The sequence below is a fragment of the Thauera aromatica K172 genome, assembly GCF_003030465.1.
GTDB classification, from domain to species: domain Bacteria; phylum Pseudomonadota; class Gammaproteobacteria; order Burkholderiales; family Rhodocyclaceae; genus Thauera; species Thauera aromatica.
In genome coordinates, this window is record NZ_CP028339.1 from 1,048,029 (window position 1) to 1,073,397 (window position 25,369).

The window sequence follows — 25,369 nt, forward strand, 5'->3', positions numbered from 1 at the left end:
CGCGATGCGGCGGCGCGCACGCCGGGGCTTGGCGGTGCGCGCCGCCCCCACGGGGCCCGCTGCGGAGGATTTCCGGGTAAGCTTCGTCGCCATGTGCTTCGGGGTGCCCGCGCTCGCCGCGGGAGAATCGGGAAGGCGGTTCGAGTCCGCCGCGCGCCCAGCGCCGTGAAGGGGATTGTCCGGGCAAGGTTCGCTCAGCCACTGGTCCGCGAGGACCGGGAAGGCGTCCGGACGAGACGATCCGCAGCCGGAAGACCGGCCCCGAAGCGTTTCAGGCGGCCGCCTGGTCGGCGGCCGTCCACTGCTCGACGACAAGGGGAATACTTCATGAGCAGCCCTTCGCAGTCCATCCAGGCCGACCCGCAGTTCAGCGCCGAGGAGCGCGCCGCGGTCTATCGCGCGATCCACACCCGGCGCGACGTGCGCGGCCAGTTCCTGCCCGATCCGATTCCGGACGAGGTGCTCGCGCGCGTCCTGAATGCCGCCCATCACGCACCTTCGGTCGGTTTCATGCAGCCGTGGGACTTCGTTCTCGTGCGTTCGCCGGAGGTGAAGCAGCAGGTCCATCAGGCCTTCGCTGCGGCCCATGCCGAAGCCGAGCTGATGTTCGAGGAAGGCAAGCGCGCCACCTACCGGAAACTCAAGCTCGAAGGCATCCTCGAGGCGCCGGTCAATCTGTGCATCACCTGCGACCGCCGCCGCAACGGTCCGGTCGTGATCGGGCGCACCCACATCGCCGCGATGGACCTGTACAGCTCGGTGTGCGCGGTGCAGAACCTGTGGCTGGCCGCGCGTGCCGAAGGGCTGGGCGTGGGCTGGGTCAGCATCCTCCACCAGCAGGCGTTGCGCGAGGCGCTCGGAATTCCGCGCGACATCATCCCGGTGGCCTACCTGTGCATCGGCTACGTCAGCCACTTCTACGACCGCCCCGAACTCGAGGCCGCCGGCTGGCTGCCGCGCCTGGCGCTCGGCGAACTGCTCCATTTCGACCGCTGGCAGGGCGCGGCCGACGCCGCCAGTGCCGCGCTCCTCGCCCGCGTCGACGCGACCGGCGCCGCCCGCAGCTGAGCCAGCGCCGCCCGCGGGCCGCGCCGCGCCACCGGGCGGCCCCTGCCGCCGGTGCGGCGCCGCACAAGCACAGTGCGGCGGCGGCTGTTTGCTGCACTGCAGCTGTGCGCCGCCCGGCGCGCACCCGTTGACGTTTTCCCCCTGAACTGCCCGGAAGCCGCCGGATCGGCCGCTTCCGGGCAGTTGGCACGTTTGATGCTGTGCAATCGCCGAGGACCGCGTCCGGCGTCATGCGCCCGCGTCCATCGATTCAGCCCTGCGGAGAACGTCATGAAAAAGCTCAAACTCGTCCTTGTCGGCAATGGCATGGCCGGCGTGCGCACCCTCGAAGAGCTGCTCAAGCTCGCCCCCGACCTGTACGACATCACCGTGTTCGGCGCCGAACCGCACGGCAACTACAACCGCATCCTGCTGTCGCCGGTGCTCGCCGGCGAGATGACCCTGCCCGAGATCATGCTCAACGATCTGGCCTGGTACCGCGAGCACGGCATCACCCTGCATGCGGGCACGACGGTGACGAAAATCGACCGCGTGCGGCGCAAGGTGCTCGCCGAGGCCGCCGACGGCAGCGTCACCGAGGCCGGCTACGACCGCCTGCTGCTCGCCACCGGCTCCACCCCCTTCATTCCGCCGATTCCCGGCAACGAGCTGGCCGGCGTGCTCGGCTACCGCGACATCGCCGATACCGAGGCGATGATCGAGGCCGCCGGCAAGTACCGCTACGCGGTGGTGATCGGCGCCGGGCTGCTCGGTCTCGAAGCGGCCAACGGTCTGATGCTGCGCGGCATGGACGTCACCGTGGTGCATCTCGGGGAGTGGATCATGGAGCGCCAGCTCGACCGTGCCGCCGCCGACATGCTGCAGGCCTCGCTCGAAGCGAAGGGGATGAAGTTCCTGCTCGCCCGCCACACCGAGGCCCTGCTCCCCGCCCGCGGCACGGGCGGGGAAGGGGAGGCGCGCGTCGGTGCGGTGCGCTTCAAGGACGGCACGGAAATTCCCGCCGACCTCGTCGTGGTCGCGGCCGGCATCCGCCCCAGCTACGCCCTCGCCGAAGCGGCCGGGCTGTACTGCGGCAGCGGCCGGGTGCGCGGCATCCACGTCTCGGACACGCTGCAGACCGTCACCGACCCGCGGATCTACGCGGTCGGCGAATGCGTCGCCCACCGCGGCGTGGCCTACGGCCTGGTGGCGCCGCTGTTCGAGCAGGGCAAGGTGTGCGCCAACCACCTCGCCAACTTCGGCATCGGCCAGTACCGCGGCTCGGTGACCTCGACCAAGCTCAAGGTCACCGGCATCGACGTGTTCTCCGCCGGCGACTTCAGCGGCGGCCCGGGCACCGAGGAGATCGTGCTCCACGACAAGCAGGGCGGGGTGTACAAGCGCGTCGTGCTCAAGGACGACCGCATCGTCGGCTCGGTGCTGTACGGCGACACCGCCGACGGTTCCTGGTACTTCCAGCTGATGAAGGACCGTCAGAGCGTCGCCGAGATCCGCGACCAGCTGATGTTTGGCCACTCATTTGGCAGCACTCGCCTGGGTGATGCCGGGCACAAGGGCGAGAACCGCGCGGCGAGCATGCCCGACAGCGCCGAAGTGTGCGGCTGCAACGGCGTGTGCAAGGGCACCATCGTCAAGGCGATCAAGGAAAAGGGCCTGTTCACCCTCGACGAGGTCAAGAAGCACACCAAGGCGGCATCGAGCTGCGGTTCGTGCACCGGCCTCGTCGAGCAGATCCTCGCGTCTACGGTCGGCGGCGCCTACCAGGCGGTGAGCGCGCACGACAAGCCGGTGTGCGCCTGCACCGAGCTGTCGCACGGCCAGGTGCGGCGCGCGATCCGCGAGCACAAGCTGCTGACGATTGCCGACGCTACCGCTTTCATGGAGTGGAAGACGGCCGACGGCTGTGCCACCTGCCGTCCGGCACTCAACTACTACCTGGTGTCGACCTGGCCGCACGAGGCCGTGGATGATCCGCAGAGCCGCTTCATCAACGAGCGTGCCCACGCCAACATCCAGAAGGACGGCACCTTCTCGGTGGTGCCGCGCATGCTCGGCGGAATCACCACCCCCGACGAGCTGCGCCGCATCGCCGATGTCGCCGACAAGTACCGGATCCCGACGGTGAAGGTGACCGGCGGCCAGCGCATCGACCTCCTCGGGGTCAAGCGCGAGGACCTGCCCAAGGTGTGGAAGGACCTCGGCATGGCCTCCGGCCACGCCTACGGCAAGAGCATCCGCACGGTGAAGACCTGCGTCGGCGCCGAGCACTGCCGCTTCGGCACCCAGCGCTCGATGGCGATGGGCGTCGACCTGGAAAAGATGCTGTTCGGGATGTGGAGCCCGCACAAGGTCAAGCTCGCGGTTTCCGGCTGCCCGCGCAACTGCGCCGAGGCTGGGATCAAGGACATCGGTGTGATCGGCGTTGATTCTGGCTGGGAGCTGTACGTCGCCGGCAACGGCGGGATCAAGACCGAGGTCGCGCAGTTCCTGTGCAAGGTCGCCAGCCGCGAGGAGGTCATGGAGTATTCCGCCGCCTTCCTCCAGCTCTACCGCGAGGAAGGCTTCTATCTCGAGCGCACCGTGCATTACGTGCACCGCGTCGGCCTCGAGCATGTGAAAAAGCGCGTCGTCGATGACGCCGAGAGCCGGCATGCGCTCCATCAGCGCCTGCTGTTCGCGGTCCAGGACTACGCCGACCCGTGGGCCGCGCGCGCCGCCGACGACGCCGAGGCCGCGCTCAAGACTCCGTTCGAAACCCTCCACGCCTGAGGAAACCGCCATGACGCTCGACACTTCCCTGGACACGCCGCCCGCCGCCGCCACCGAAGGCGAATGGAAGGCGATCTGCGCCCTCGCCGACATCCCGCGCCTGGGCGCGCGCGTGGTCGCCTCCCGTCACGGCGACATCGCCATCTTCCGCACCGCCGCGGACGAAGTCTTCGCCATCCACGACAAGTGCCCGCACAAGGGCGGGCCGCTGTCGCAGGGCATCGTCCACGGCCGCGAAGTGACCTGCCCGCTGCACGGCTGGAAGCTCGCCCTCGACAGCGGCGAAGCGCTCGCGCCCGACGTCGGCTGCAGCAAACCCTTCGCGGTGAAGCTGGTGGCGGGGCAGGTCATGCTCAGGAGCTGAGCTCCGCAGCCGGGAACGCGCACCGCGCCGCGGACCGTTTCCCGTTTCCTTTCCACACCGGCCATGCCGCTCGTCGGCATGGCACGGCCGCGTGCTGCCTGCATTTTTGCTGTGCAATCCAACTCCGGGAGTTTTCTCATGGACCGAAAAGCCTTCCTCCGTGCCGGCCACCCGCCCACCCTGCTGGCGGCCTTCCTCTACTTCGATCTGGCCTTCATGGTGTGGGTGCTGCTCGGCCCGCTCGGCGTGCAGATCGCTGCCGACCTCGGCCTCGACCACGCGCAAAAAGGCTTCATGGTGGCGCTGCCGGTGCTCGCCGGCGCGATCCTGCGCTTCGTCATGGGGGTGCTGGTCGATCATCTCGGGCCCAAGCGCAGCGGTGCCGTCGGCCAACTGATCGTCATCGGCGCGCTCGCCGCGGCGTGGTGGTTCGGGATCACGAGCTACCACCAGGTGCTGCTGCTGGGCTTCTTCCTCGGCTTTGCCGGGGCCTCGTTCGCCGTTGCTCTGCCGCTCGCCTCGCGCTGGTATCCGCCGGAACACCAGGGCACGGCGCTGGGCATCGCCGGCGCGGGCAATTCCGGCACCGCGCTCGCCGCGCTGTTCGCCCCCGGGCTGGCGCTCGCCTTCGGCTGGAGCAACGTCTTCGGCCTGGCGCTGATTCCGCTGGTGCTGGTGTTCGTGTTCTACCTCGTCGTCGCCCGCGATGCCCCCGAGTGCCCGCCGTCGAAGCCGCTCGGCGACTATTTCAAGGTCCTGAAGGACAAGGATGCGTGGTGGTTCATGTTCTTCTACTCGGTCACCTTCGGCGGTTTCGTCGGCCTCGCCTCCTCGCTGACGATCTACTTCAACACCCAGTACGGGCTGGACGCGAAGACCGCGGGCTACTTCACCGCGGCCTGCGTGTTCGCCGGCTCGGTGGTGCGCCCGGTCGGCGGCGCGGTGGCCGACCGCATCGGCGGCATCCGCACCCTGAGCGTGATGTACCTGGTCGCCGCGGCCTTCCTCGTGCTGGTCAGCTTCGCGCCGCCGGCGGCGTGGATGGCGCTCGCCGCCTTCGTCGCCGCGATGCTGGCGCTGGGCATGGGCAATGGCGCGGTGTTCCAGCTCGTGCCGCAGCGCTTCCGACGCGAGATCGGGGTGATGACCGGGCTGGTCGGCATGGCGGGCGGCATCGGCGGCTTCTACCTGGCGTCCTCGCTCGGCTATGCCCGCCAGGCGACCGGCAGCTACCAGGCCGGCTTCCTGATCTTCGCTGCGCTCGCCGTCTTCGCGCTGCTCGGGCTGACCCTGGTGAAGGCGCGCTGGCGGACCACCTGGGGAGCCGCGCACCTGACTGCGGCCCGGATCTGAACCGCTCATGGCCGACGTTCGCCTCGGCTACGCCACCCACGCCGGGCCGCGGCCGTACAACGAGGACTTCGTTGCCGCGGCTGCGCCCGAGGGCGCCGAGCGCGCGCACAAGGGGGTGCTGCTGGCGATCGCCGACGGTGTCGGCGGCCATGCCCACGGCCGCGAGGCCGCGGAATACACCGTGCGCAGCCTGCTCGCCGACTACTTTTCCACCCCCGACACCTGGAGCGTGGAAAAGTCGCTCGATGCCGTGCTCGCCGCCGCCAACCGCTGGCTCCTGGCGCAGGCGGCGCGCACCGCCGAATATGCCGGCATGGCGACCACGCTCACCGCGCTGGTGGTGCGCGGGCGGCGTTTCCACCTCGCCCACGTCGGCGATGCGCGCGCCTACCTGTGGCGCGACCGGACCCTGCTGCGCCTGACCGAGGACCACACCTGGCCGCATCCCGAACTGAGCAACGTGCTGCGCCGCGCCGTCGGGCTGGAGCGGCGTCTGCTGGTGGACTTCGACGACGGGGAGCTTGCCGCCGGCGACCGCTTCGTGCTCGCCACCGACGGCGTGTGGAATGCGCTCGGCGATGACCGGGTCGCGGCCGTGCTGCAGCGCACGGCCGACCCCCAGGCGGCGGCCGATGCGCTGGTCGCGGAGGCGCTGCGCGCCGGCACTACCGATAACGCCAGCGCGCTGGTGGCGGAGGTCGCCGCGCTGCCGGCGGCGAACGTGCACGACCACCTCGCCGACGGCCGCCGCCGGGCGTTGCCGCCGCGGCTGAAAGCGGGCGAGGCGATCGACGGCCTGCGGGTCGAGGCCTTGCTCCATGCCTCGCGCCTGACCCTGCTCTACCGCGTGCGGCGGGAGGCGGATGGCGCCCTTCTGGTGCTGAAGACCCTGCTGCCCGAGTTCGACGGCGACGACGAGGTGTGCCGCACCCTGGTGCACGAGGAGTGGCTGGCGCGGCGGGCGCCGGGGCAGGGCTTCCCGCAGGTGGTCGATCATGCCACGCGCGCCCACCTGTACTACCTGATGAGCTGGCACGCGGGCGAGACGCTGCAGGCGGCGCTGGCGCGCGGCCACCGTTACCGGGTGGCGGAAGTGGTCGATCTCGGCCGTGCCCTGCTGCGCCATCTCGGTGCGCTGCACCGCCTCGGCATCGTGCATCGCGACCTCAAGCCCGACAACCTGCACGTGGACCGCGACGGCCGGCTGCGCCTGCTCGACCTGGGCGTGGCCGCCGCCGCCGGCGAGGCGCGGTGCGAGAGCAGCCCCCCCGGCACGCCGTCCTACATGGCGCCGGAGCTGTTCGCCGGGCAGCCCGCGGACGAGGTTTCCGACCTCTATGCCTGCGGCGTCACGCTCTACGAACTGCTGACGCGGCGCTATCCCTACGGCGAGATCGAGCCCTTCCAGCATCCGCAGTTCGGCACCCCGCTGCCGCCCACCCGCTACCGCCCGGACACCCCGGCCTGGCTTGAGGCCGTGCTGCTGAAAGCCTGCGCCCGCGCGCCGGGGGCGCGCTTCGAGACCGCCGAAGAGTTCCGCCTGGCGCTCGAGCGCGGCGCTCAGCGCCCGCTCGCCACCCCGCGGCGGACGCCTCTGGTGGCGCGCAATCCGGGGCTGGCATTGAAACTGCTTGTAGTGGCTTCGCTGCTGCTCGACATCGTCCTGCTCTATCTGTTGAGCCGCGCATGAACGCTCCCCATGCGGGGGCAGATAGACCTTGACGACCATCAACGAGGCGAACCATGACCCCACGAAATCCAGAGACTTGCGGCCGCGCTGCCGCCCTGCCGCGAGCGGACGCCGCCGCCGGCACGCCGGCGAGTGCCGCGCCGCGCGATGAAACCCGTGCCACCTGCGCCTACTGCGGAGTGGGCTGCGGCGTGATGATCGGGCATGACGGCACGCGCATCACCGGCGTGCGCGGCGATCCCGCGCATCCGGCCAACTTCGGCCAGCTGTGCACCAAGGGCGCGAGCCTGCATCTGAGCGCCGGCCTCGACACCCGCCTGCTGTACCCGGAGTACCGCGCCACGCGCACCGAGCCGCGCCGGCGCATCGCCTGGGAGGCGGCGATCGATGCCGCCGCCGGGCGTTTCGCCGGGATCATCGCCGCCCACGGCCCGGGCGCGGTGGCGTTCTACATTTCCGGCCAGCTCCTGACCGAGGACTACTACGTCTTCAACAAGGCGATGAAAGGGCTGATCGGCAGCAACAACATCGACACCAACTCGCGCCTGTGCATGTCGAGCGCCGTCGCCGCCTACAAGGCGACCCTGGGCGCGGATGCGCCGCCGTGCTGCTACGAGGACTTCGACCACGCCGACACGATCCTGATCGCCGGCGCCAACCCGTCCTATGCCCACCCGGTGGCCTTCCGCCGCATCGAACAAGCGAAGGCGCGGCGCCCGCAGATGAAGCTGATCGTCGTCGACCCGCGCCGCACCGACACCGCGGCGGCGGCCGACCTGCACCTGGCGGTGCTCCCCGGCACCGACATCCGCCTGTTCGAGGCGATGCTCCACGTCCTCCTGCGCGAGCGCAGCGTCGATGAGGCCTGGATCGCCGCCCACACCGAGGGGTTCGAGGCCTTGCGCGCCCACGTGCGCGAGCTCACTCCCGCGGTTGCTGCCGAAGTGTGCGGCGTCGCGGCGGACGACATCGTCACCGCGGCGCGCTGGTGGGGGCAGGCGCCGGCGGCGCTGTCGCTGTGGTGCCAGGGGCTGAACCAGTCGATCCACGGCACCGACAACGGCACGGCGCTGATCGCGCTGTCGCTCGCCACCGGCAAGATCGGCCGCCCGGGCTGCGGCCCGTTCTCGCTCACCGGCCAGCCCAACGCGATGGGCGGGCGCGAAGTCGGCGGCCTGGCCAACCTGCTGCCGGCCCACCGCGATCTCGCCAATCCTGCCCACCGCGCCGAAGTGGCGCGCCTGTGGGGTGTCGACCGCGTGCCCGCCAGGCCCGGCCTGAGCGCGGTCGAACTGTTCGAGGCGGCGCGGGCGGGCAAGGTCAAGGCGGTGTGGATCGCGTGCACCAACCCGGCGCAGTCGCTGCCGGAGCAGACGCGGGTGCGCGAGGCGCTCGCCGCCTGCGAGTTCGTCGTGCTTCAGGAGGCTTTTCGCAACACCGAGACCGCGCCGTTCGCCGACCTGATGCTGCCGGCGACGACCTGGGGCGAGAAGGACGGCACCGTGACCAACTCCGAGCGTCGCATCAGCCGCGTGCGCCCGGCGCTGCCGGCCCCGGGCGAGGCGCGCGCCGACTGGCGCATCGCACGCGACTTCGCACGCGCGCTCGGGCCGCGCATCGGCAAGCCGCAGGCCGCGCGCCTGTTCGCCTACGAGCGGGCGGAGGAGGTCTTCGCCGAGCATGCCGCCACCACCGCCGGGCGCGACCTCGACATCACCGGCCTGAGCTACGCCCTGCTCGAGGCCGCGGGGCCGCAGCAGTGGCCGTTCCCGGCCGGTGCGCGGGTCGAGGAGGGCGCCGCGCGCGCGCGCCTGTACGCCGACGGCCGCTTCCCCACGGCGGACGGCCGTGCCCGCTTCATCGTCCCCGGCCGCGCGCTGACCGCGGAAAAGGTCGATGCGCGCTATCCGCTGCACCTCACCACCGGGCGCCTGCGCGACCAGTGGCACGGCATGAGCCGCAGCGGCAAGGTCGCCCGCCTGTACGGCCACGTCGACGAGGCCCGCATCGAACTCCATGCCGACGACCTCGCGGTGCGCGGGCTGCAGGACGGCGACCTGGTCCGGGTCGCCAGCCGCCGCGGCGAGCTGGTGCTGCGCGCGCGGGCGTCGCCCGACATGCGCAAGGGCCAGGCCTTCATCGCCATGCACTGGGGACGCAAGGTGCTCGGCTCGGCGGGCGTCAACCTGCTCCTCGGCGACGACTTCGATCCGCACTCGAAACAGCCCGAGCTCAAGCATGCAGCGATCCGCATCGACAAGGCGGTGCTGCCTTTCCGGGTGCTGCTGATGCGCGCTGAGCGCCCCGGGCGCACTGCGGCGGAGGACGCCGAGGCGCTGTCGCCGTGGCTGGAGCGCTTCGCCTATGCCTCGCTCGCGCTCGCCGGGCGCGACCATCCGGCGGTGGTGATGCGCATCGCCCACGACCGCCCGATCCCGCCCGCCTGGATCGGCGAACTGGATGCGCTGCTCGGGCTCGAGGGGGACGAGGCCCTGTCCTACGTCGACGTCCGGCGCGGTATCGGCAAGCGCGCGCTGATCGAGGACGACTGCCTGGTCGGGTTGCGCCTGGCGGGCGAGAGTGCGGCGCAGGCATGGCTGAGCGAACTGATCATCGACCGCCGGCCGGCCGCCGGGCTGCGGCGCTGGCTGCTCGCGCCGCTGGCGGCACCGCCGGCGCAGGCGAAGCTGCGCGGGCGCATCGTGTGCAACTGCCTGGATGTCGCCGAGGCCGATATCGCCGCCGCGATCGCGGGGGGCGACGACTTCGACCGGCTGCAGCGGACGCTCCGCTGCGGCACTTCCTGCGGCTCCTGCGTGGCCGAGATCCGCAGGATGCTCCGGGCATCGGGGCGCTAGCTCCGGGAGGCCGCTCCTGCTTCCACGGCATCCCAGATACATGGCGAAAACGTGTACGATTGGCGCCCGCACCGGACGCCGGCGGCCCCGGGATTTCGCCTGGAGATGTGATGTTCTCGAAGATGAAGGTAGCGACCAAGCTGACGATCGGCTTCGGGCTGGTGATCGTGCTGCTGCTCGCGGTGTCGGCGATCAGCCTGCTGCGCATGGGCGAACTCAACAGCCAGCTGCACGTCGTCGGCGGGCAGTTGTGGCCGCGGGTGGCGATGCTCGGGGAAGTGCGCCACGAATCGGACACGATCGCGATCGCCCTGCACAAAATGCTGCTGGCCGACAACGGTGCCGATCGCGCGCGCAACCGCGAAGTGGTGATGGCCGGGCGGCAATCGATCGGCGGCAGCCTCGAGCGTCTGGACCAGCTCGCGAGCCATCCGCGCGACCGGGAACTGCTCGAGGCAGTCCGGCGCGAGCGTGGGCGCTACATCGTCGGCCAGGATGAGCTGATCGAGCTGATTTCGAATGAGCGCCTGCCTGAGGCGCGCGCTTACCTGAACAACGCGCTGCGGCCGCAACTGGCCGACTACCAGAGCGCGATCGCCGCGGCGGCGGATTTCCAGAGCCAGTCGCTGCATGCCGGCATCGACCAGGCCACCGCCGCCACCGCAGGGGCGCGGGTGCAGGTGCTCGTTTCCGCCGGCGCGGCTCTGGTCGTGGCTCTGCTCGCCGGCTTCCTGATCATGCGCAGCCTGGGGCGCGAGATGGGGGGCGAGCCGGGCTATGCGGCCAAGGTCGCGCACCGGGTCGCGGAAGGCGACTTCACCGCCAAAGTGGTGCTGCGCTCCGGAGATTCCTCCAGCCTGCTCGCGGCGATGAAGGACATGGTCGGCAAGCTGTCGATGGCCTTCGGCGAGATCCATGCCGCCGGTGGCGCCCTCGTCGCCGCTTCGGAGGAAGTGGGCACTTCGGTGCAGCAGCAGGCGGCGATGTCGAGCCAGATGTCTTCGGCGGTGGCCGAAATCACGTCGACGATGGAGGAGTTCTCGGCCTCCTCGTCGGAAATCGCCCAGAACGCCGCGGTGGTGGTCGAGATGGCGCAGCAGACCCTGGCCAACAGCCGCAAGGGGGCGGAAGGCGTGCGCATGGTGCTCGAGCGGATGGAGGACATCCGTAACGACAACGAGCACAACCTGCGCGAGATCATGGCCCTGGGTGCGCGCTCGAAGGAAATCGGCCGGATCATGGAGATCATCAACGCGGTCGCCGACCAGACCCGGCTGATCGCGTTCAACGCCGCGCTCGAAGCTTCCAGCGCCGGCGACGCTGGGCGGCGCTTTTCCGTGGTCGCGGCGGAGATCCGCCGCCTGGCCGACAGCGTCGCCGACTCCTCGGAAGACGTGGCGGCCAAGGTCGGCGAGATCGAGGACTCGATCAACCGCCTGGTCGTCACCTCGGAGAAGAGTGCAAGCGTGATCGTGGCCGGGACCGAAGCCAGCGACGAGGCGGCGCACAACCTCGACGAGATTCTCGAAACCGCCGCCGGCACCGACAGCGCGGCGCAGCAGATTTCGCTCGCCACCCAGCAGCAGAAGACCGCGAGCACCCAGGTCGTGGTCGCGCTGCGCGAGATCGTCGGCGCCAACCGCCACGGTGCCCAATCCACCGAGCGCGTCGTCCAGGTGGGCAAGGAGCTGAAGCGGCTGGCGGCGGACCTGTTCGAAACCACCCGCCGCTTCAAGTACCGGGACGATGACGGCGGCGATCGCCGCGCCGACGCGGCGGCGCCCGGGGCATGAATCCTGCCGTTCTCCAGCGGCCGCTGCGCGTGCTCGTGGCCGACGACAGCGCCGTCGCGCGCGGCGTCATCCGCGCCTGCCTCGAACGTGACCGGGGCATCGAGATCGTCGCCGAGGCCGGCAACGGGCTGCAGGCGGTGGAACTGGCACAGACGTTGCGCCCCGACCTGGTGACCATGGACCTCGACATGCCGGTGCTCGGCGGGCTGGAGGCGATCGAACGGATCATGGCCCATCGCGCTGTGCCGATCCTGGTGATCACCAGCGCCGACGACGCCGCGATCGCCGGCGAGGCGATCCAGCGCGGAGCGCTCGAAGTCGTCCGCAAGCCCCGCTGCAGCGAAGAGCAGGCGCGCGATCTGGTCGCCCGCATCCGCCTCCTCGCCGGCGTGCCGGTGATCACCCGGCGCTTCCGCATCGATGCCGAAGCGCCCGCGCCGCGCCCCGCTCCCGTGCCGCAGCAGCCCTTTCCGGCGCCGGCGGGGGAGGGCGCGGAGGGGCGCATCGTCGCCATCGCCGCCTCGACCGGCGGTCCCCAGGCGCTGGCCCGCATCCTGCCCCGCCTGCCGTCCGCTTTCCGCGCTCCGGTGGTGGTCGCCCAGCATATCTCCGAGGGCTTCGCCGAGGGGCTGGTGGGGTGGCTGGCGGGGCTGTGCGCGCTGCCGGTCGTGCTCGCCTGTGACGGTCAGCGGCTCGAGGCCGGGCACGTCTATGTTTCTCCGCCCGAGCGCAATCTGGTCGTCACCGCTGCTCGCCGCCTGGCGCTGGTCGAGCCCGCAGCGACCGATGTCCACCACCCGAGCTGTGATGTCCTGCTGCGTTCGGTGGCCGAAGTGTTCGGCGCCGCTGCGATCGGAGTGATCCTGTCGGGGATGGGGCGCGATGGCGCCCGCGGCCTGGGCGCGCTGCGCGCGGCCGGCGGGGTCACGATCGCCCAGGATGAAGCCTCGTCGGTGGTGTTCGGCATGAACCGGGTGGCGATCGAGCAGGAGGCGGTGGAACACGTGTTGCCTGTGGATCGGATCGGCGACGAGATCCTGGCGCTGCTTGCCGCGCGGAGAAGGCGATGAGCCAGGCTCCGCTCGATGCCATTGGCGCGCTGATCGCGGCGCGCTTCGGACTCGTGTTCGCGGGGGAGGCCGGACGACGCCTGGCGAGCGCGGTGGCGGCCCGCATCGAGGCCCGCCAGCTGGCCGGCGCGACCCGCTATCTGGCCCTGCTCGAGGACGATGAGGACGAGCGGCGAACGCTGGCCGAGCAGCTGACCGTGCATGAAACCTATTTCTTCCGGGAGGCGGAACAGATCCGTTTCGTCGCCGATACTCTCGTTCCGCGCCTGCTGGCGGCAGGACAGGACGGCGTGCCGCTGCGCATCCTCAGCGCCGGCTGCGCTTCCGGGGAAGAGCCGTATTCGCTCGCGATTGCGCTCTTCGAGCGTTACCGCGAGCGTACCCCCGCGCTGTTTTCGATCATCGCCGGCGATCTCTCCCGGCCCATGCTCGCGCGGGCGCGTCAGGCGCAGTACTCGGAGTTTTCCTTTCGCGGGGTCGATGCCGACCTCCGTGCGCGCTATTTCGACGTCGCCGGCGGCCATTACCAGCTGCGGCCCTTCGTGCGGTCGGTGGTCGGCTTTTGCGAGCTCAACCTGCTCGAGCCCGCGTTCCCCGACGGGACGGCGCCTTTCGACATCGTGTTCATGCGCAACGTCAGCATCTATTTCGAGAAGGCGGTCCGGCGCCGGATTCTCGAGGCCCTCGCCGGCTGGATGCGGCCCGGTGCGCTGTTGATCACCGGAGTCGCCGAGACGCTCGCTAACGACCTCGGCGTGTTCGAGCTCGTCGAGGAAGCGGGGCTGTTCCATTTTTCCCGGCCGTCGGCGCCGTCCGCCGGGGGGCGCATTTCCTCTGCCGGGCGGGAGGGCAAGGGACGGATGCCTCCTTTCGTGCGTACGCCGACCGGGGTGCCGCCGCGTCTGTCCCTGAAACCCGCGTTGCGGCCGGCAGTGGCGGCCCCGCAGGCGCGTACCGGACCGGTCTTGCGCGCGCGCGCCGCCGCTCCCGCGGAAGGCGCGGCGCCGCTCGAGCTGGACGCATTGATCGGGCTGGTGCACGACGAACGCTACGAGCAGGCCTGGCCGCTGGTATCGGTGCGCCTGCAGGCCGACCCCGAGGATCACGCGGCACTTTTGCTCGGCGCCTACATCAGCCTGAACCGGCAACGCTTCGACGAAGCGAGGGCGGCGGCCCTGGGGGCGCTCGCGCGCGATGCGTGGTCGGTGGAGGCGCATTACCTGCTCGGGCTGATCGACAAGTGGCGCGGCGAGCTGAGCGCTGCGGCGGAATGGTTCAAGAAGGCGGTTTATCTGAACCGGGACTGCTGGCCGGCCCATTTCCACCTCGGCAGCCTCTATGCGCAGCAGGGCGAAGTCACTGCCGCGCGGCGCGCCTGGCGGGCGGTGCTGCAGCTGCTCGATGCCGCCGGCGGGGGCGCCCCGGGCATCGCCATCCTTCCCGTTGGCCTGCGCCCGGCGGAAGTGCGCTTTCTCTGCGAGCGCCGCCTCGGCAGTGGATTGCAGCTCTCCGGAAACGGAGGCTGAGGGCGGTGGCGATCGACATCGGCCGCTTCATGGACCGTTTCGTCGACGAGGCGAGGGAGCACCTCGGCCGCCTCGGCGAAGGTCTCGCCGCCCTCGAGTCCGGCGACGCCGATGCCGAGCTGATCAATGCCTTGTTTCGCTCCGCGCATACGGTGAAGGGCTCGTCGCGGATGCTCAAGCTGACGCCGGTCACCGACACGGCCCATCTTCTGGAAGATGTGCTCGGCGCCCTGCGCGAAGGCCGGGTGCGCTTCGATCGCCGCCTTGCGGGCGCGCTGTATCAAGGCGTCGATGCGATCGCGGCGCAGGTCGATTGCCTCGCCGCCACCCGCGACCCGGCCGCCTTGCCGGCGCCCGCTGCCGCGCTGTGCGCCGCCCTGGCGGCTGCTGCGGCGCCGGATTCCGCGCCCGAGCGCGGAAATCCGCTGCCGCCGCCTGCCGGGGACGCTGCGGATACGCCCGGGCCGGCCGGCGAAGGCGGCAACGCGGAGGCCGTGCGCGGACGCCAGGCCGGCTTCGATACGGTGCGGATCCGGGTGGACAAGCTCGACGAGCTCATCGGCCTGATGGGCGAATTCGCTTCCTCGCAGGCCCGGGTGCGGGAGTGGGCGGCGCAGGCGCATGCGCTCGAACGCGAGCTGGCGCGCGGCATCGCCGATCCTGCCCGGCTGCCTGCGGTGCACGAGCGCATGCGTGCTTTCGAGCGGACGCTGCGCGATGGTGTCCGCACCCAGGACATGATGATCGGCGCCCTCCACGAGCGCACGCTGGTGATGCGCATGCTGCCGCTGGGGGTGATCTTCGACGCGATGGGTCGGATGATGCGCGATTTCGCCCGCTCGCTCGGCAAGGACGTCGAGTTCGTCGTCCGCGGCAGTGAAATCGAGCTCGACCGCCAGCTCATCGACAAGCTCTCCGATCCGCTCGTCCATCTGCTGCGCAACGCCGTCGATCACGGCCTGGAGGCGCCCGAGGTGCGGCGGCGCAGGGGCAAGGCGGAGCGGGGGCGGGTCGAACTGGTCGCCCGCCAGGAGGGGGCGCAGGCGGTGATCGAAGTCGCCGACGACGGTGCCGGCATCGACTTCGACGCGGTGCGCGAAAAGGCCCTCGCGCGCGGGTTGATCGACGCCGACGAGGCCGCGGCCCTGTCGGAAAAGGCGGTGACCGACCTGCTCTTCCTTCCCGGTTTTTCCACCGCCGGAATCATCACCGATGTCTCCGGGCGCGGGGTCGGGCTCGATGTGGTCAGGCAGACCCTGGCCGAGGAACTCTCCGGCGAGATCGGCGTGCACTCCCGTCCCGGCGAGGGCGCGCGCTTCGTGCTGCGCCTGCCGCTGAGCCTGGCCCGCCTGCGCATCCTGCTGGTCGACGTCGGGGGCCATCCGTTCGGCATTCCCGCGCATGGCGTGAGCGAGATCGTCCAGCGGCCGGCGGAGGCCTTGCTGAAAGTGGCCGAGCGCAGCGCGGTGATCGTGCGCAACGAGTTCGTTCCGGTCGTGGCGCTCGATGCGCTGCTCGGCCTGCCCGCGCGGCCGGCGCCCGGGGACGGCGCGCTGCTGTTGGTGTTGAGCGTGCGCGGCGACAAGATCGCGCTGCGGGTCGATGCCCTGCTCGACGAGCGCGACATGGTGATCAAGCCGCTTCCGGCGCTGCTCGCGCAGGCCCGCTTCGTCACCGGCGTGGTCGAGACCGGCAGCGGGGCGCTGGCTTCCGTGTTCCATGCTCCGGCGTTGTTCGCGCATGCGCGCCATGCCGGTGCCGACGCGCCGCGCCGGGCGCCGGGCGGCGCTGCAGGGAGCGCCCGCCGCCTGCTGGTGGTGGATGATTCGCTCAATACCCGCGAGCTGGAAAAGGAAGTGCTCGAAGCCCACGGCTACCTGGTGACGCTCGCCGAGGACGGGGTCGACGGCCTCGCCAAAGCGCTCGCCGAAGACTTCGACGCGGTCCTGACCGATGTCGAGATGCCGCGGATGGACGGTTTCTCGCTGACCGCGCGGCTGCGGGAGGACGAGCGCTACCGGCACCGGCCGATCCTGATCATCACTTCCCGCGAGCGCGACGAAGACAAGCGGCGCGGCATGCAGGTCGGCGCCGACGCCTACATCGTCAAGGGCGACTTCGATCAGCGCAGCCTGGTCGAAACCCTGAAAACCCTGCTGGCCTGAACGGCCGGCGCCTGGAGATGAACCGTGCGGATCCTGATCGTCGATGACGACCCTTTTGCCGGCCAGGTCGCGGCGGCGATCCTGGAAGAACTGGGTCATGACACCATGCTGTGCGAGAATGCGCCCGATGCCGCCGCGCAACTGGGAGAAGGCGGAAACGTCGACCTCATCGTCTGCGACATGAACATGCCCCTGATCAGCGGGATCGAGCTGTTCCGCGAACTGCGTGCCCAGGATTGCCGGATTCCCTTCGTCCTTCTCAGCGGAGACGATGCGGCCGGCCTGCTTGCCGCCGAGCCCGGGCTCGACGCCTGCGTGCTCAAGGACGGCGATCTCGACAACAACCTTGCCCGCGCCGTCGAGCGCATCGCCCGCGTGCGGGCGGCATGACCCGAGAACACGGATGAACCTACCCACTGCTGCCGGCAAGCCGGCCGAGCGCCTGAAAAAGCTGCGCGACGATTTCGTTTCCCACTTGCCCGGGCGGATCGGGCGCATGCGCGAAGTGCTCGGCGAGAGCGCCGTGCACGGCTGCGATTGCTGCAGGAATGAAGAGCTGCAGCGCCTGTTCCACAACCTCAAGGGCTCGGCGGCGGTGTTCGGCTTCGACGGCCTGCGCGAGATCGCCCTCGAAGGCGAGATCCTGGCCAACGGCTGCGACGACAGCACACACTGCCGCCAGGCGCTGGGCTTCGCGGTGGACCGGCTGGAGCGGGCGGCGGCCGAGATCGCGGGGGCGTCCGTGGCGGCCGAGGGCGGGGAGTTCCTCGGCTTCAACCTGGACCATGTCGGCCTGCCTGCGGCGGTCGATGCCTGCGGCCGGCTGATCTACGTGTGCGACGACGATGCCGCCTCGCTCGATCAGCTGGTGACCCAGGTGGCCTGCTTCGGCTATGAAGTCCGGGGCTTTCCCGACACCGCGGCGCTCGAGCGTGCGATCGATGGCCGCCGCCCGGACTGCGTGGTGATGGACATCCATTTCCCCGACAACCGCAATTCGGGCACCGAGTTCATGGCCGCCATCAACCGCCGCTTCGACCCGCCGCTGAACACGGTCTTCATCTCCGCGCGTGACGACTTCGAGGCCCGCCTGCATGCGGTGCGGGCCGGGGGAACGTCGTACTTCCTGAAGCCGGTGCGCTCGGCCGACCTTGCCGCCGTGCTCGACGAAATCACCCACGTCCAGCCGGTCGAACCCTACCGCATCCTGGTCATCGACGACGAGCGCGAAGTGGCGGCCTACCACTGCATGATCCTCGAGGAGGCCGGGATGATGACGACGCGCATTTCCGACCCGCTGCGGGCGCTGGAGGCGCTGGAGGCGTTCCGCCCCGACATGGTGCTGATGGACATGTACATGCCGGGGTGCTCGGGGACCGAACTGGCGCAGGTGATCCGCCAGGTGCCGAGCCATTTCTCGCTGCCGATCCTGTTCTTCTCCAGTGAATCGGACCAGCGCAAGCAGCGCGCGGCGATGCGCATCGGCGCCGACGGCTTCATGGTCAAGCCGATCGACCCGGTGGCGCTGGTGTCGGAAGTCGCGATCCGCGCCGAGCGTACCCGCGCCTTGCGCGCGCTGATCGTGCGCGACAGCCTGACCGGGCTGTTCAATCATTCGACGACCCTGTACATGCTCGAGAACGCGATCGCCGCCAGCGACCGCAACCGCACCGGGCTGTGCTTCGCGCTGATCGACATCGACCACTTCAAGCGCATCAACGACAGCTACGGCCACCGCGCCGGCGACCAGGTGATCGCTTCCCTGGCGCGGATGCTGAAGCAGCACTTCCGCAACTCGGACGTGATCGGCCGCCATGGCGGCGAAGAGTTCGCGGTGATCATGCCCTATGCCGCGCTCGACATGGCGGTGGCGCGCATCGACCAGCTCCGGACCCTGTTCGAGCGCGTCGAGTTCGCCGATGGCGCCCAGGCGTTCACCTGCACCTTCAGCGCCGGGGTGGCGCAGCACGTCGCCGGCAGCAGCCTTGCGAGCCTCTTCGGGGTGGCCGACCGGGCCTTGTACCGGGCCAAGCAGGGGGGGCGCAACCGCGTCCTCGCCTCGGTGAGCGAAGCGGTGGCGGCGTGAGCGCACCGACGCTCGAGGAGGTGGTCGCGCTGCGCGCTTCGAGCGCGGCGCAGATCGTCGAAGTGGACGAGCCGATGGCCAAGCTGGTGGTCTTCGAGCTCGGCGGCGATCGCTTCGCCCTGCGCGGGGAATGCGTGCGCGAGATCCTCGCCGAACTGCCGGTGTTCTTCGTGCCGGGCTGTCCGGCGCAGATCGAAGGCGTGATCAACCTGCGCGGCAGCGTCGAGTCGGTGCTGCGCATCGACGATGCGCTCGGGCTTGCGCCGGAAAAGGGCGAAAACGCCCGGGCGATGCTGCTGATCGAGGCCGCGGGCATCCGCAGCGCGATCCGGATCGGGCGCGTCATCGACGTCTGCGACGTCCCCGTGCGTGCCATCGAAGCGCCCCCCGGCGCTCTCGCCGAAGCCCTGCAAGGCGTGGTCTGCGGCATCGTCGGGGCGGCCGATGGGCCGGCCTTGCTGCTCGATCCGGCGCTTCTGCTCACCCGCCATGGCGCCGGGGCGGAGCGCTGAGGCGGGCGCCGGGGCGCCCGGCGCCGTGCTCGACATCGTCCTGTTCCGCTCCGGGCCGGCGGTGTGCGGCATCGAGGCCCGTCACGTGGGGGCGTCGCGGCTGTGCGCCGCCGGGGATGAAGCGCCCGCCACCATCGAATCCGTCCTCGGCCTCGCGCCGGTCGGTCGGCGTGCGCCGGTGCGCCTTGCGCTGCGCGCCGCGGACGGGATGCGGGAAGTGCTGGCGGACGGTCCGCTCGAGCTGCTCCGTCTCGAGGTGGCCGACATCGTGCCGCTGCCGCCCCTGATCGAAGCGATGAAGCGAAGCCCCACCCTGAAGGGGCTTGCCGTCGCCGGCGACCGGGTGCTGGCCTTGTTCGGTCCTGCGGACGGCCACGCCGGGTTTTGAGCGCTTCCAGAAAACTTGTGGCGGTTCGGTGTTTTCTTGCGCCGCGTCACCGGCCGTGCCTGACGGCGACGTTGCCGGCCGGCGTTCAGGCACGGCCGGCGGGGAGCGGCTGTGGATTGCCGGTTTCGGCGTCGACCCGGTTGCGCCCGCCCGCCTTGGCGCGGTAGAGCGCCTCGTCGGCACGGCGCAGCAGGGTTTCCGGCGCCACCTCCGGAGCCGGCACCGCTGCGGCGACCCCGATGCTGACGGTCACCCTGCCATGGGGCGATAACATGTGCGGCAGCGCCTGTGCGGCGACGGCATGGCACAGGATGCTGGCGAGCGCGGTGGCCTTTTCGAGGTCCGACTCGGCACAGATCACCGCGAATTCTTCCCCACCGTAGCGTGCGGCGAGGTCTCCAGCACGCTTGACGCAGGACTGGATCGCGTGGGCGACGCGGATCAGGCACTCGTCACCGGCCTGATGGCCGTAGTGGTCGTTGTATTTCTTGAACAGGTCGATGTCGATCATCAGGATCGCCAGCGGCTGTGCCGCGCGCAGTGCCCGGGCCCATTCGCTGTGCAGCATCTGGTCGAAGTGGCGGCGGTTGGAAATGCCGGTCAGGCCGTCGGTGAGCGACAGCATGGCCAGCTTGTGGTTGGCCGCTTCCAGCTCTTCGGTGCGCTCCCTGACCTTGTGTTCGAGGGTTTCGGTATGACGCTTGAGCTGAGCCGCCATGCTGTCCATCGTGGCAAACAGCGCCGCCACTTCGCGGATCGGACTGGGTTCGTGCGATGCCGGCTGCCAGTCGCCGCGGGCGAGCCTGGAGGAGGCGCGGCTCAGCGAGCGCAGGGGCCGTGCCACCCAGTCGGAGACGAAGAGGCCGATCATCAGGCTGAGGATCATCACCGCCAGTGCCAGGTAGAGGATGTTGCGCAGCGTGTCGCTGGCCATGGCTTCGAAGTGCGCGGTCGGCAGGATCAGGCCGATGGTCAGGGTCGGCCCCTGCGCCAGGGTGAAGCGGTGCCATTCGAAGAGGAAATTCCCGTTGCCGAGCGGAAGGGATGCGCTGCCTTCGGGTTGGGCTGATGCGGCCAGGGGGCGTGCGGCGGCTCGGATGAGCGGGCTGTCGCTTTCCGCGAGGGGGATGCGGACGGCCTCCTCGCCATCGAGCCGGTAGATCGGCGCCAGCGCCGAGTTCGCCAGCATCAGGCCGTTGGTTTCGGCAATGAAGGCCGTCGCCTGGGTGCCGGCGGTCAGCTCGCGCAGGAACTCGCTGAGCTGGGAGAGCGCCACATCGGCGGTGGCGACACCGATGAAGCTGCCGTGCGGGTCGAACAACGGGGCGGACATGCCGATGCCCATGGTGTCGTAGGCCCCTTCGGCGTCGTTGATCGCATAGCGGTAGGCCGGGTACCAGGCCAGGCTGCCCGAATCCAGTGCGGCTTCGAACCAGGGGCGGCGCCTGGCATCGAATCGGCCCTTCCCGGTAGACATCAGGCTCGTGCTGCGACCCGTCTGGTCGGTACGGAAAATGTGCATCACGTAGTCGTCGGCGGCACGCGAGTGGAGCATCCGCAAGGCCTTGTCGGCACCGTGCGGCGGGCGGCTGGCAGCGTAGTATTGGCCGTCGGCCGTGCCCATCGACACGAAAGTGAGCAGCGGCTGCTGGCGGATCTGGGAGAGGAAGCCGCGCATCAGATCCTCGGGTTTTTCGTACGGGAGCAGGCCGGCCCGAGCCTGCTCGACGTTGAACGCGACGAAATGCCGCGGCACTTCGAAAAAGGCGGCGACGCGATCGTGCAGGCGATCGCCGATTTCCCGCGCCAGCGCCTGGCTGAAGCGCTCGGTCGACTGCTGGGCGTTGCGGTAGGACACCCAGCCGCCGATCGCGAGGATGGGCAGGAGGACCAGCAGCGACACGCCGATCAGGAAAGCGCGGATGCCGATCCGGACCCCGGCCGGAAGGAACGGGTGCAATCGGCCCGCCCCGCCGCCGCTCCCGAAAGCTCCGCCGCGGTACAGCAGCAGGAGCGCCAGGGCGAGGCTGATGGCGGCACCGGCGGTATAGATGCGGGCGATGCGCGCCGCCGCTTCGCTGTCGTCCGCTCTCGGCGTTGCGCCCAGCCGCCATCGGCCGCCCGCCGGCAGGGCGACGTCTACCGCGACATGGGTGCCTCGGAACAGGGCAGCGTCGCCGTGGAACGGAGGGCCTTGCGCGCCGCTGCCTTCGCGGCCGCGGATCGCCAGGGTGAACGGCAGGTCGGCAGAGGACAGGCCGGCGTCTTCGAGGAGGCCTTCGAACTCGACGACGGTGGACACCATCCCCCAGAACGCTCCCGGCTCGCCATCGGTGGCGGGGTGGAAGACCGGGGTGCGCACGATCACCCCGGGACGCCCGTTCTGCACCAGCGGGAGAGGGCCGGCAATCACGGTGTCGCGGCGCTCGATCGCGCGCCGCACGCCTTCCATCTGTTCCGGACGGGTGTCGAAATGCATCCCCAGCACGGCTTCGTTGCCCTCGACCGGGTGGACGAAAACAACCTCCAGACCGTGCGACACGGCGACGTCGATGATCCGCCGGTGGTCGTTGACGAGCTTTTCGGCGAGGGGGCGCAGCTTTGCCGTGGTGATGGCGCGTTCGGGGAGGAGAGTCGCGGCGACATCGTGGTTGAGCTGCGCCAGTGCGGACAAGGTGCGTTCGAGTTCGAATGCCGCGGCCTGGAGGCGGACTTCGATCCGGCTCGACTGCGACCGCTCGCCCAGTCGGCGGTCGTACTGCGCGATGGCTACGGTCAGGGCCGCGCCCAGGCAAAGGGCCAGGACCACGCTCGCCCACACCTTCGCTTCGAGGTGACGAAAGCCCGGCACGGATCGAATCCTGTCATGTGATGACGGTCAGCATATCAGCCGCCGTCGATGGAGTGAATGCGGATCGGCGCGCCGGAATCGTGCTGCGGTGCGGGTTCCGGCCCCGGATGCCGCTTACAAGGGCCAGGCCAGCAACAGCATCGGCATGGCGACGGCGAGCACCAGCAGGTCGAGCGGCAGCCCCATGCGCCAGTAGTCGCCGAAGCGGAAGCCGCCCGGGCCCAGGATCAGGGTGTTGTTCTGGTGCCCGATCGGGGTCAGGAAGGCGCAGGAAGCGCCGATCGCGACGGCCATCAGGAAGGTGTCGGGGTTGACGCCGAGCCCGGTTGCCGCACCGAGGCCGATCGGAGCCATGACCGCGGCGGTGGCGGCGTTGTTCACCAGGTCGGTGAGCAGCATCGTGGTGAGGAGGATCAGGGCGAGGCCGATCACGGCGTCGCCCCGGGCCAGGCCGCCGAGCAGCTGGCGGGCGAGGAGATCGGCGGCGCCGCTGCTCTGGAAGGCGCCGGCGACCGGCAGCAGGGCGGCCAGGAGCACGACCACCGGCCAGTCCACCGCCTCGTACACCGCGCGTGGAGGCACCGTGCGCAGCGCCATCGAAGCCAGTACCCCGGCGGCGAAGGAGTGCGCTGCCGGCAACAGGCCGAGGGCGGCGGCGGCTACCGCCGCCACCATGATGGCGGTGGCGGTGAACGCCTTGCGCTTGTCCGGGATGCGCAGCTCGCGCCCGGCCAGCGGCACGCAGCCGAAGTCGGCGGCGAATTCCGCCAGGGTGTCGGAATCCCCCTGCATCAGCAGCAGGTCGCCGGGGCGGATCTTGAGCGTGCGCAGCCGTGCCCGGGCGCGTGCGCCGTCACGCGACACCGCGAGCAGGTTCAGGCCGTAGCGCGAACGCAGCAGAATGTCGCTCGCCGAGCGCCCGGCGAGGGCGGATTCGGGGCGCACGACGAGCTCCAGCAGCACCAGTTCGTCGCTGCGCTCGATGTCCTTGCCGGCTCCGGCGGGGGTGTCCGCGACGCTTCCTTTTTGCCCATCGCCGGCATCCGGCGGGCGGGCTTCGGCGAGCTCGAGTCCGAGGTCGGTGAGCACGCCGGGCAGAGTCTCGACCTCGGCTTCGATGACCAGGATGTCGCCGGCGCGGACGATCCGCCCACCGCTCGGCGCGGTCATCCGTACTTCATTGCGCACCAGGCCGACCACCTGTGCGCCGGCCTCGTCGAGCCTGGCTTCGATTTCGCGCAGGCGCATGCCGGCCGCCGGGCTGCCGTCCTGTACGCACGCCTCGGTGAGATAGGCGCCGGTGTCGAAACCGGCGGCCCCGGGCTGCGCTCTTGCCGGTACCAGCCGCCAGCCGAGCAGGGCGATGAAGGCGAGCCCGGCCACGGCGAGAGGCAGGCCGGCGGTGGTGAAGTCGAACATCGCGAAGCCGCCCGCTCCGGTCTGGTTCGCCCGGAAGCCGGAGACGATGAGGTTGGGCGGAGTGCCGATCAGGGTCGTGGTGCCGCCGAGGATGGAGGCGAAGGCGAGCGGCATCAGCACCTTGCCCGGCGGCAGCTCGAGGCGGCCGGCGAGCTGGAGCGCCACCGGCATCAGCAAGGCCAGCGCGCCGACGTTGTTCATGAAGCCCGACAGCACCGCAGCGAGCACGGTCAGCGCGGCGATGCCTGCGGTCGGCCCGCCACGGGCGGGCAGCACGGCGCGGGTGAGGACGTCGATGGCGCCTGAGCTCTGCAGGCCGCGGCTCAGCACCAGCACGCAGGCGACGGTGACCACCGCCGGATGGCCGAAGCCGGCGAACGCCGCGTCCGGCTCGACCAGGCCGGCCAGCACGCAGGCGAGCAGTGCGCCCGCGGCCACCATGTCGTGGCGCCAGCGCCCCCACAGGAACAGGGCGACGGTGGCGCAGAGGATGGCCAGGATCAGGAGCTGGTCGTGGGGCATCGCATCGTTCCCCGGAGTGGCCGCGGGGTTGGGGAGGTGCCTGCGGCTATTTGAGCCCGAAGCCGAGGGCGTGCAGGGCGTCGACGAGGCAGTGGCGGCCGGACAGGGTTTCCGGGCCGGCGATGCGCTTGGCCGAGTGCACCGCCCAGCTGCCATGGACGTTCATTCGCTGGGCCTCGTAGAAGCGTGCCATCGCCTGGTTGTAGGCTTCGACGCCCTCGTCCTGGATGGACTGCGAGTAGGTCTCGTGGTGCAGCACCACCGACTGCGGCGGGCGCGGCTTGACCGCGGCCGGGCGTGCCGGATCGGGGGTGCCGACGCACATGCCGAACACCGCGAACACTTCGGGCGGCAGTTCGAGCAGGCGGGCGACTTCTTCCGGCCGGTTGCGCATGCCGCCGATATAGACCATGCCGAGGCCGAGCGATTCGGCGGCGACGGCGGCGTTCTGCGCGGCGAGCGCGGCGTCGATGACGCCGGTGAGGAACATCTCGAGGTAGTCGAGGCCGGCGGACGGGCGCTCGAGGGCGGTGGCGACCCGGCGCAGGCGGGCGAGGTCGGCGAGCCACACCAGCTGCAGCGGTGCGTCGCGGACGTGGGCCTGGCCGCCGGCGAGTTCGGCCAGCTGTTCGCGTCGGGCCGCATCGCGCACGGCGACGACGCTCCAGACATTGAGGTTCGACGAACTGGCGGCCGACTGGGCGGCGGCGATGATCGCGGCGAGCTGGGCGTCGCTGACCGGGTCGGGGAGGAAGGCGCGCACCGAGCGGTGATCGAGCAGGTGCTCGATGAACGGGTTGAGGGCGTCGGTGGCGGGGGCGGATTCGCCGCCGTAGCGGGCAGACAGGCGTTGCGCGGTCATGGGCAGGAGGTGTCCGGAGGTGGGGAGTCCGCAGTATATCGGCTGCGTCGCGCGATCCGGCATCCCGCGGCAG

Annotated in this window: 17 protein-coding genes and 1 riboswitch; of the genes, 14 read left to right on the top strand and 3 right to left on the bottom strand. The window is 70.5% G+C overall.

Annotation, left to right across the window (positions count from 1 at the left end; genetic code table 11):
- The first annotated feature begins 84 nt into the window (after positions 1–84).
- A riboswitch (cobalamin riboswitch) is annotated at positions 85–278 on the top strand.
- A 49-nt stretch (positions 279–327) separates the two neighbouring features.
- The 14 genes from bluB (at position 328) to Tharo_RS05140 (ending at position 19,642) form a co-directional block, all read left to right on the top strand.
- Positions 328–1,068 carry a 5,6-dimethylbenzimidazole synthase gene (gene bluB, locus Tharo_RS05075; RefSeq protein ID WP_107220261.1) on the top strand — a complete coding sequence of 247 codons (741 nt, stop codon included), beginning with the start codon at positions 328–330 and terminating at the stop codon, positions 1,066–1,068.
- Between the two features lie 270 nt (positions 1,069–1,338).
- A complete protein-coding gene (nirB, locus tag Tharo_RS05080) occupies positions 1,339–3,837 on the top strand; it encodes a nitrite reductase large subunit NirB (protein ID WP_107220262.1) in 2,499 nt (832 codons plus the stop codon).
- Positions 3,838–3,847: 10 nt separating this feature from the next.
- Entirely contained in the window at positions 3,848–4,201 is a 354-nt protein-coding gene (nirD, locus tag Tharo_RS05085) for a nitrite reductase small subunit NirD (RefSeq protein ID WP_107220263.1), read from the top strand.
- Positions 4,202–4,339: 138 nt separating this feature from the next.
- A complete protein-coding gene (locus Tharo_RS05090) occupies positions 4,340–5,554 on the top strand; it encodes a nitrate/nitrite transporter (RefSeq protein WP_107220264.1) in 1,215 nt (404 codons plus the stop codon).
- A 7-nt stretch (positions 5,555–5,561) separates the two neighbouring features.
- Positions 5,562–7,244 (top strand): bifunctional protein-serine/threonine kinase/phosphatase, encoded by a 1,683-nt coding sequence (locus Tharo_RS05095; RefSeq protein WP_107220265.1) that lies wholly within the window; start codon positions 5,562–5,564, stop codon positions 7,242–7,244.
- 53 nt (positions 7,245–7,297) lie between these two features.
- Positions 7,298–10,102, top strand: coding sequence for a nitrate reductase (locus Tharo_RS05100; protein WP_107220266.1), 2,805 nt, complete (start codon positions 7,298–7,300; stop codon positions 10,100–10,102).
- Between the two features lie 110 nt (positions 10,103–10,212).
- The gene (locus tag Tharo_RS05105) at positions 10,213–11,895 is read left to right on the top strand and encodes a methyl-accepting chemotaxis protein (RefSeq protein ID WP_107220267.1); all 1,683 of its coding nucleotides are present in this window, start codon (positions 10,213–10,215) and stop codon (positions 11,893–11,895) included.
- The gene (gene cheB / locus Tharo_RS05110) at positions 11,892–12,965 is read left to right on the top strand and encodes a chemotaxis-specific protein-glutamate methyltransferase CheB (protein ID WP_107220268.1); all 1,074 of its coding nucleotides are present in this window, start codon (positions 11,892–11,894) and stop codon (positions 12,963–12,965) included. The genes Tharo_RS05105 and cheB overlap by 4 nt, the downstream gene beginning before the upstream one ends.
- Complete coding sequence (locus Tharo_RS05115) at positions 12,962–14,491, top strand: CheR family methyltransferase (protein WP_107220269.1); 1,530 nt, start codon at positions 12,962–12,964, stop codon at positions 14,489–14,491. Before cheB ends, Tharo_RS05115 begins: the two co-directional genes overlap by 4 nt.
- Before the next feature lie 5 nt (positions 14,492–14,496).
- A complete protein-coding gene (locus Tharo_RS05120; RefSeq protein WP_107220270.1) occupies positions 14,497–16,656 on the top strand; it encodes a hybrid sensor histidine kinase/response regulator in 2,160 nt (719 codons plus the stop codon).
- Between the two features lie 24 nt (positions 16,657–16,680).
- The gene (locus tag Tharo_RS05125; protein WP_107220271.1) at positions 16,681–17,046 is read left to right on the top strand and encodes a response regulator; all 366 of its coding nucleotides are present in this window, start codon (positions 16,681–16,683) and stop codon (positions 17,044–17,046) included.
- A gap of 13 nt (positions 17,047–17,059) precedes the next feature.
- Positions 17,060–18,742 (top strand): diguanylate cyclase, encoded by a 1,683-nt coding sequence (locus Tharo_RS05130; protein WP_159051660.1) that lies wholly within the window; start codon positions 17,060–17,062, stop codon positions 18,740–18,742.
- Complete coding sequence (locus Tharo_RS05135; RefSeq protein WP_107220273.1) at positions 18,739–19,254, top strand: chemotaxis protein CheW; 516 nt, start codon at positions 18,739–18,741, stop codon at positions 19,252–19,254. The genes Tharo_RS05130 and Tharo_RS05135 overlap by 4 nt, the downstream gene beginning before the upstream one ends.
- Positions 19,255–19,279: 25 nt before the next feature.
- A complete protein-coding gene (locus tag Tharo_RS05140; protein ID WP_159051661.1) occupies positions 19,280–19,642 on the top strand; it encodes a hypothetical protein in 363 nt (120 codons plus the stop codon).
- 85 nt (positions 19,643–19,727) lie between these two features.
- Here the strand turns inward: Tharo_RS05140 and Tharo_RS05145 are convergent, their stop codons facing one another.
- The 3 genes from Tharo_RS05145 to Tharo_RS05155 all read right to left on the bottom strand — a co-directional run bounded on the left by Tharo_RS05145 (position 19,728) and on the right by Tharo_RS05155 (position 25,296).
- Positions 19,728–22,493 (bottom strand): diguanylate cyclase, encoded by a 2,766-nt coding sequence (locus Tharo_RS05145; protein WP_107220275.1) that lies wholly within the window; start codon positions 22,491–22,493, stop codon positions 19,728–19,730.
- A gap of 114 nt (positions 22,494–22,607) precedes the next feature.
- Positions 22,608–24,434, bottom strand: coding sequence for an SLC13 family permease (locus Tharo_RS05150; RefSeq protein WP_107220276.1), 1,827 nt, complete (start codon positions 24,432–24,434; stop codon positions 22,608–22,610).
- 46 nt (positions 24,435–24,480) lie between these two features.
- Complete coding sequence (locus Tharo_RS05155; protein WP_107220277.1) at positions 24,481–25,296, bottom strand: nitroreductase family protein; 816 nt, start codon at positions 25,294–25,296, stop codon at positions 24,481–24,483.
- Positions 25,297–25,369: the final 73 nt, after the last annotated feature.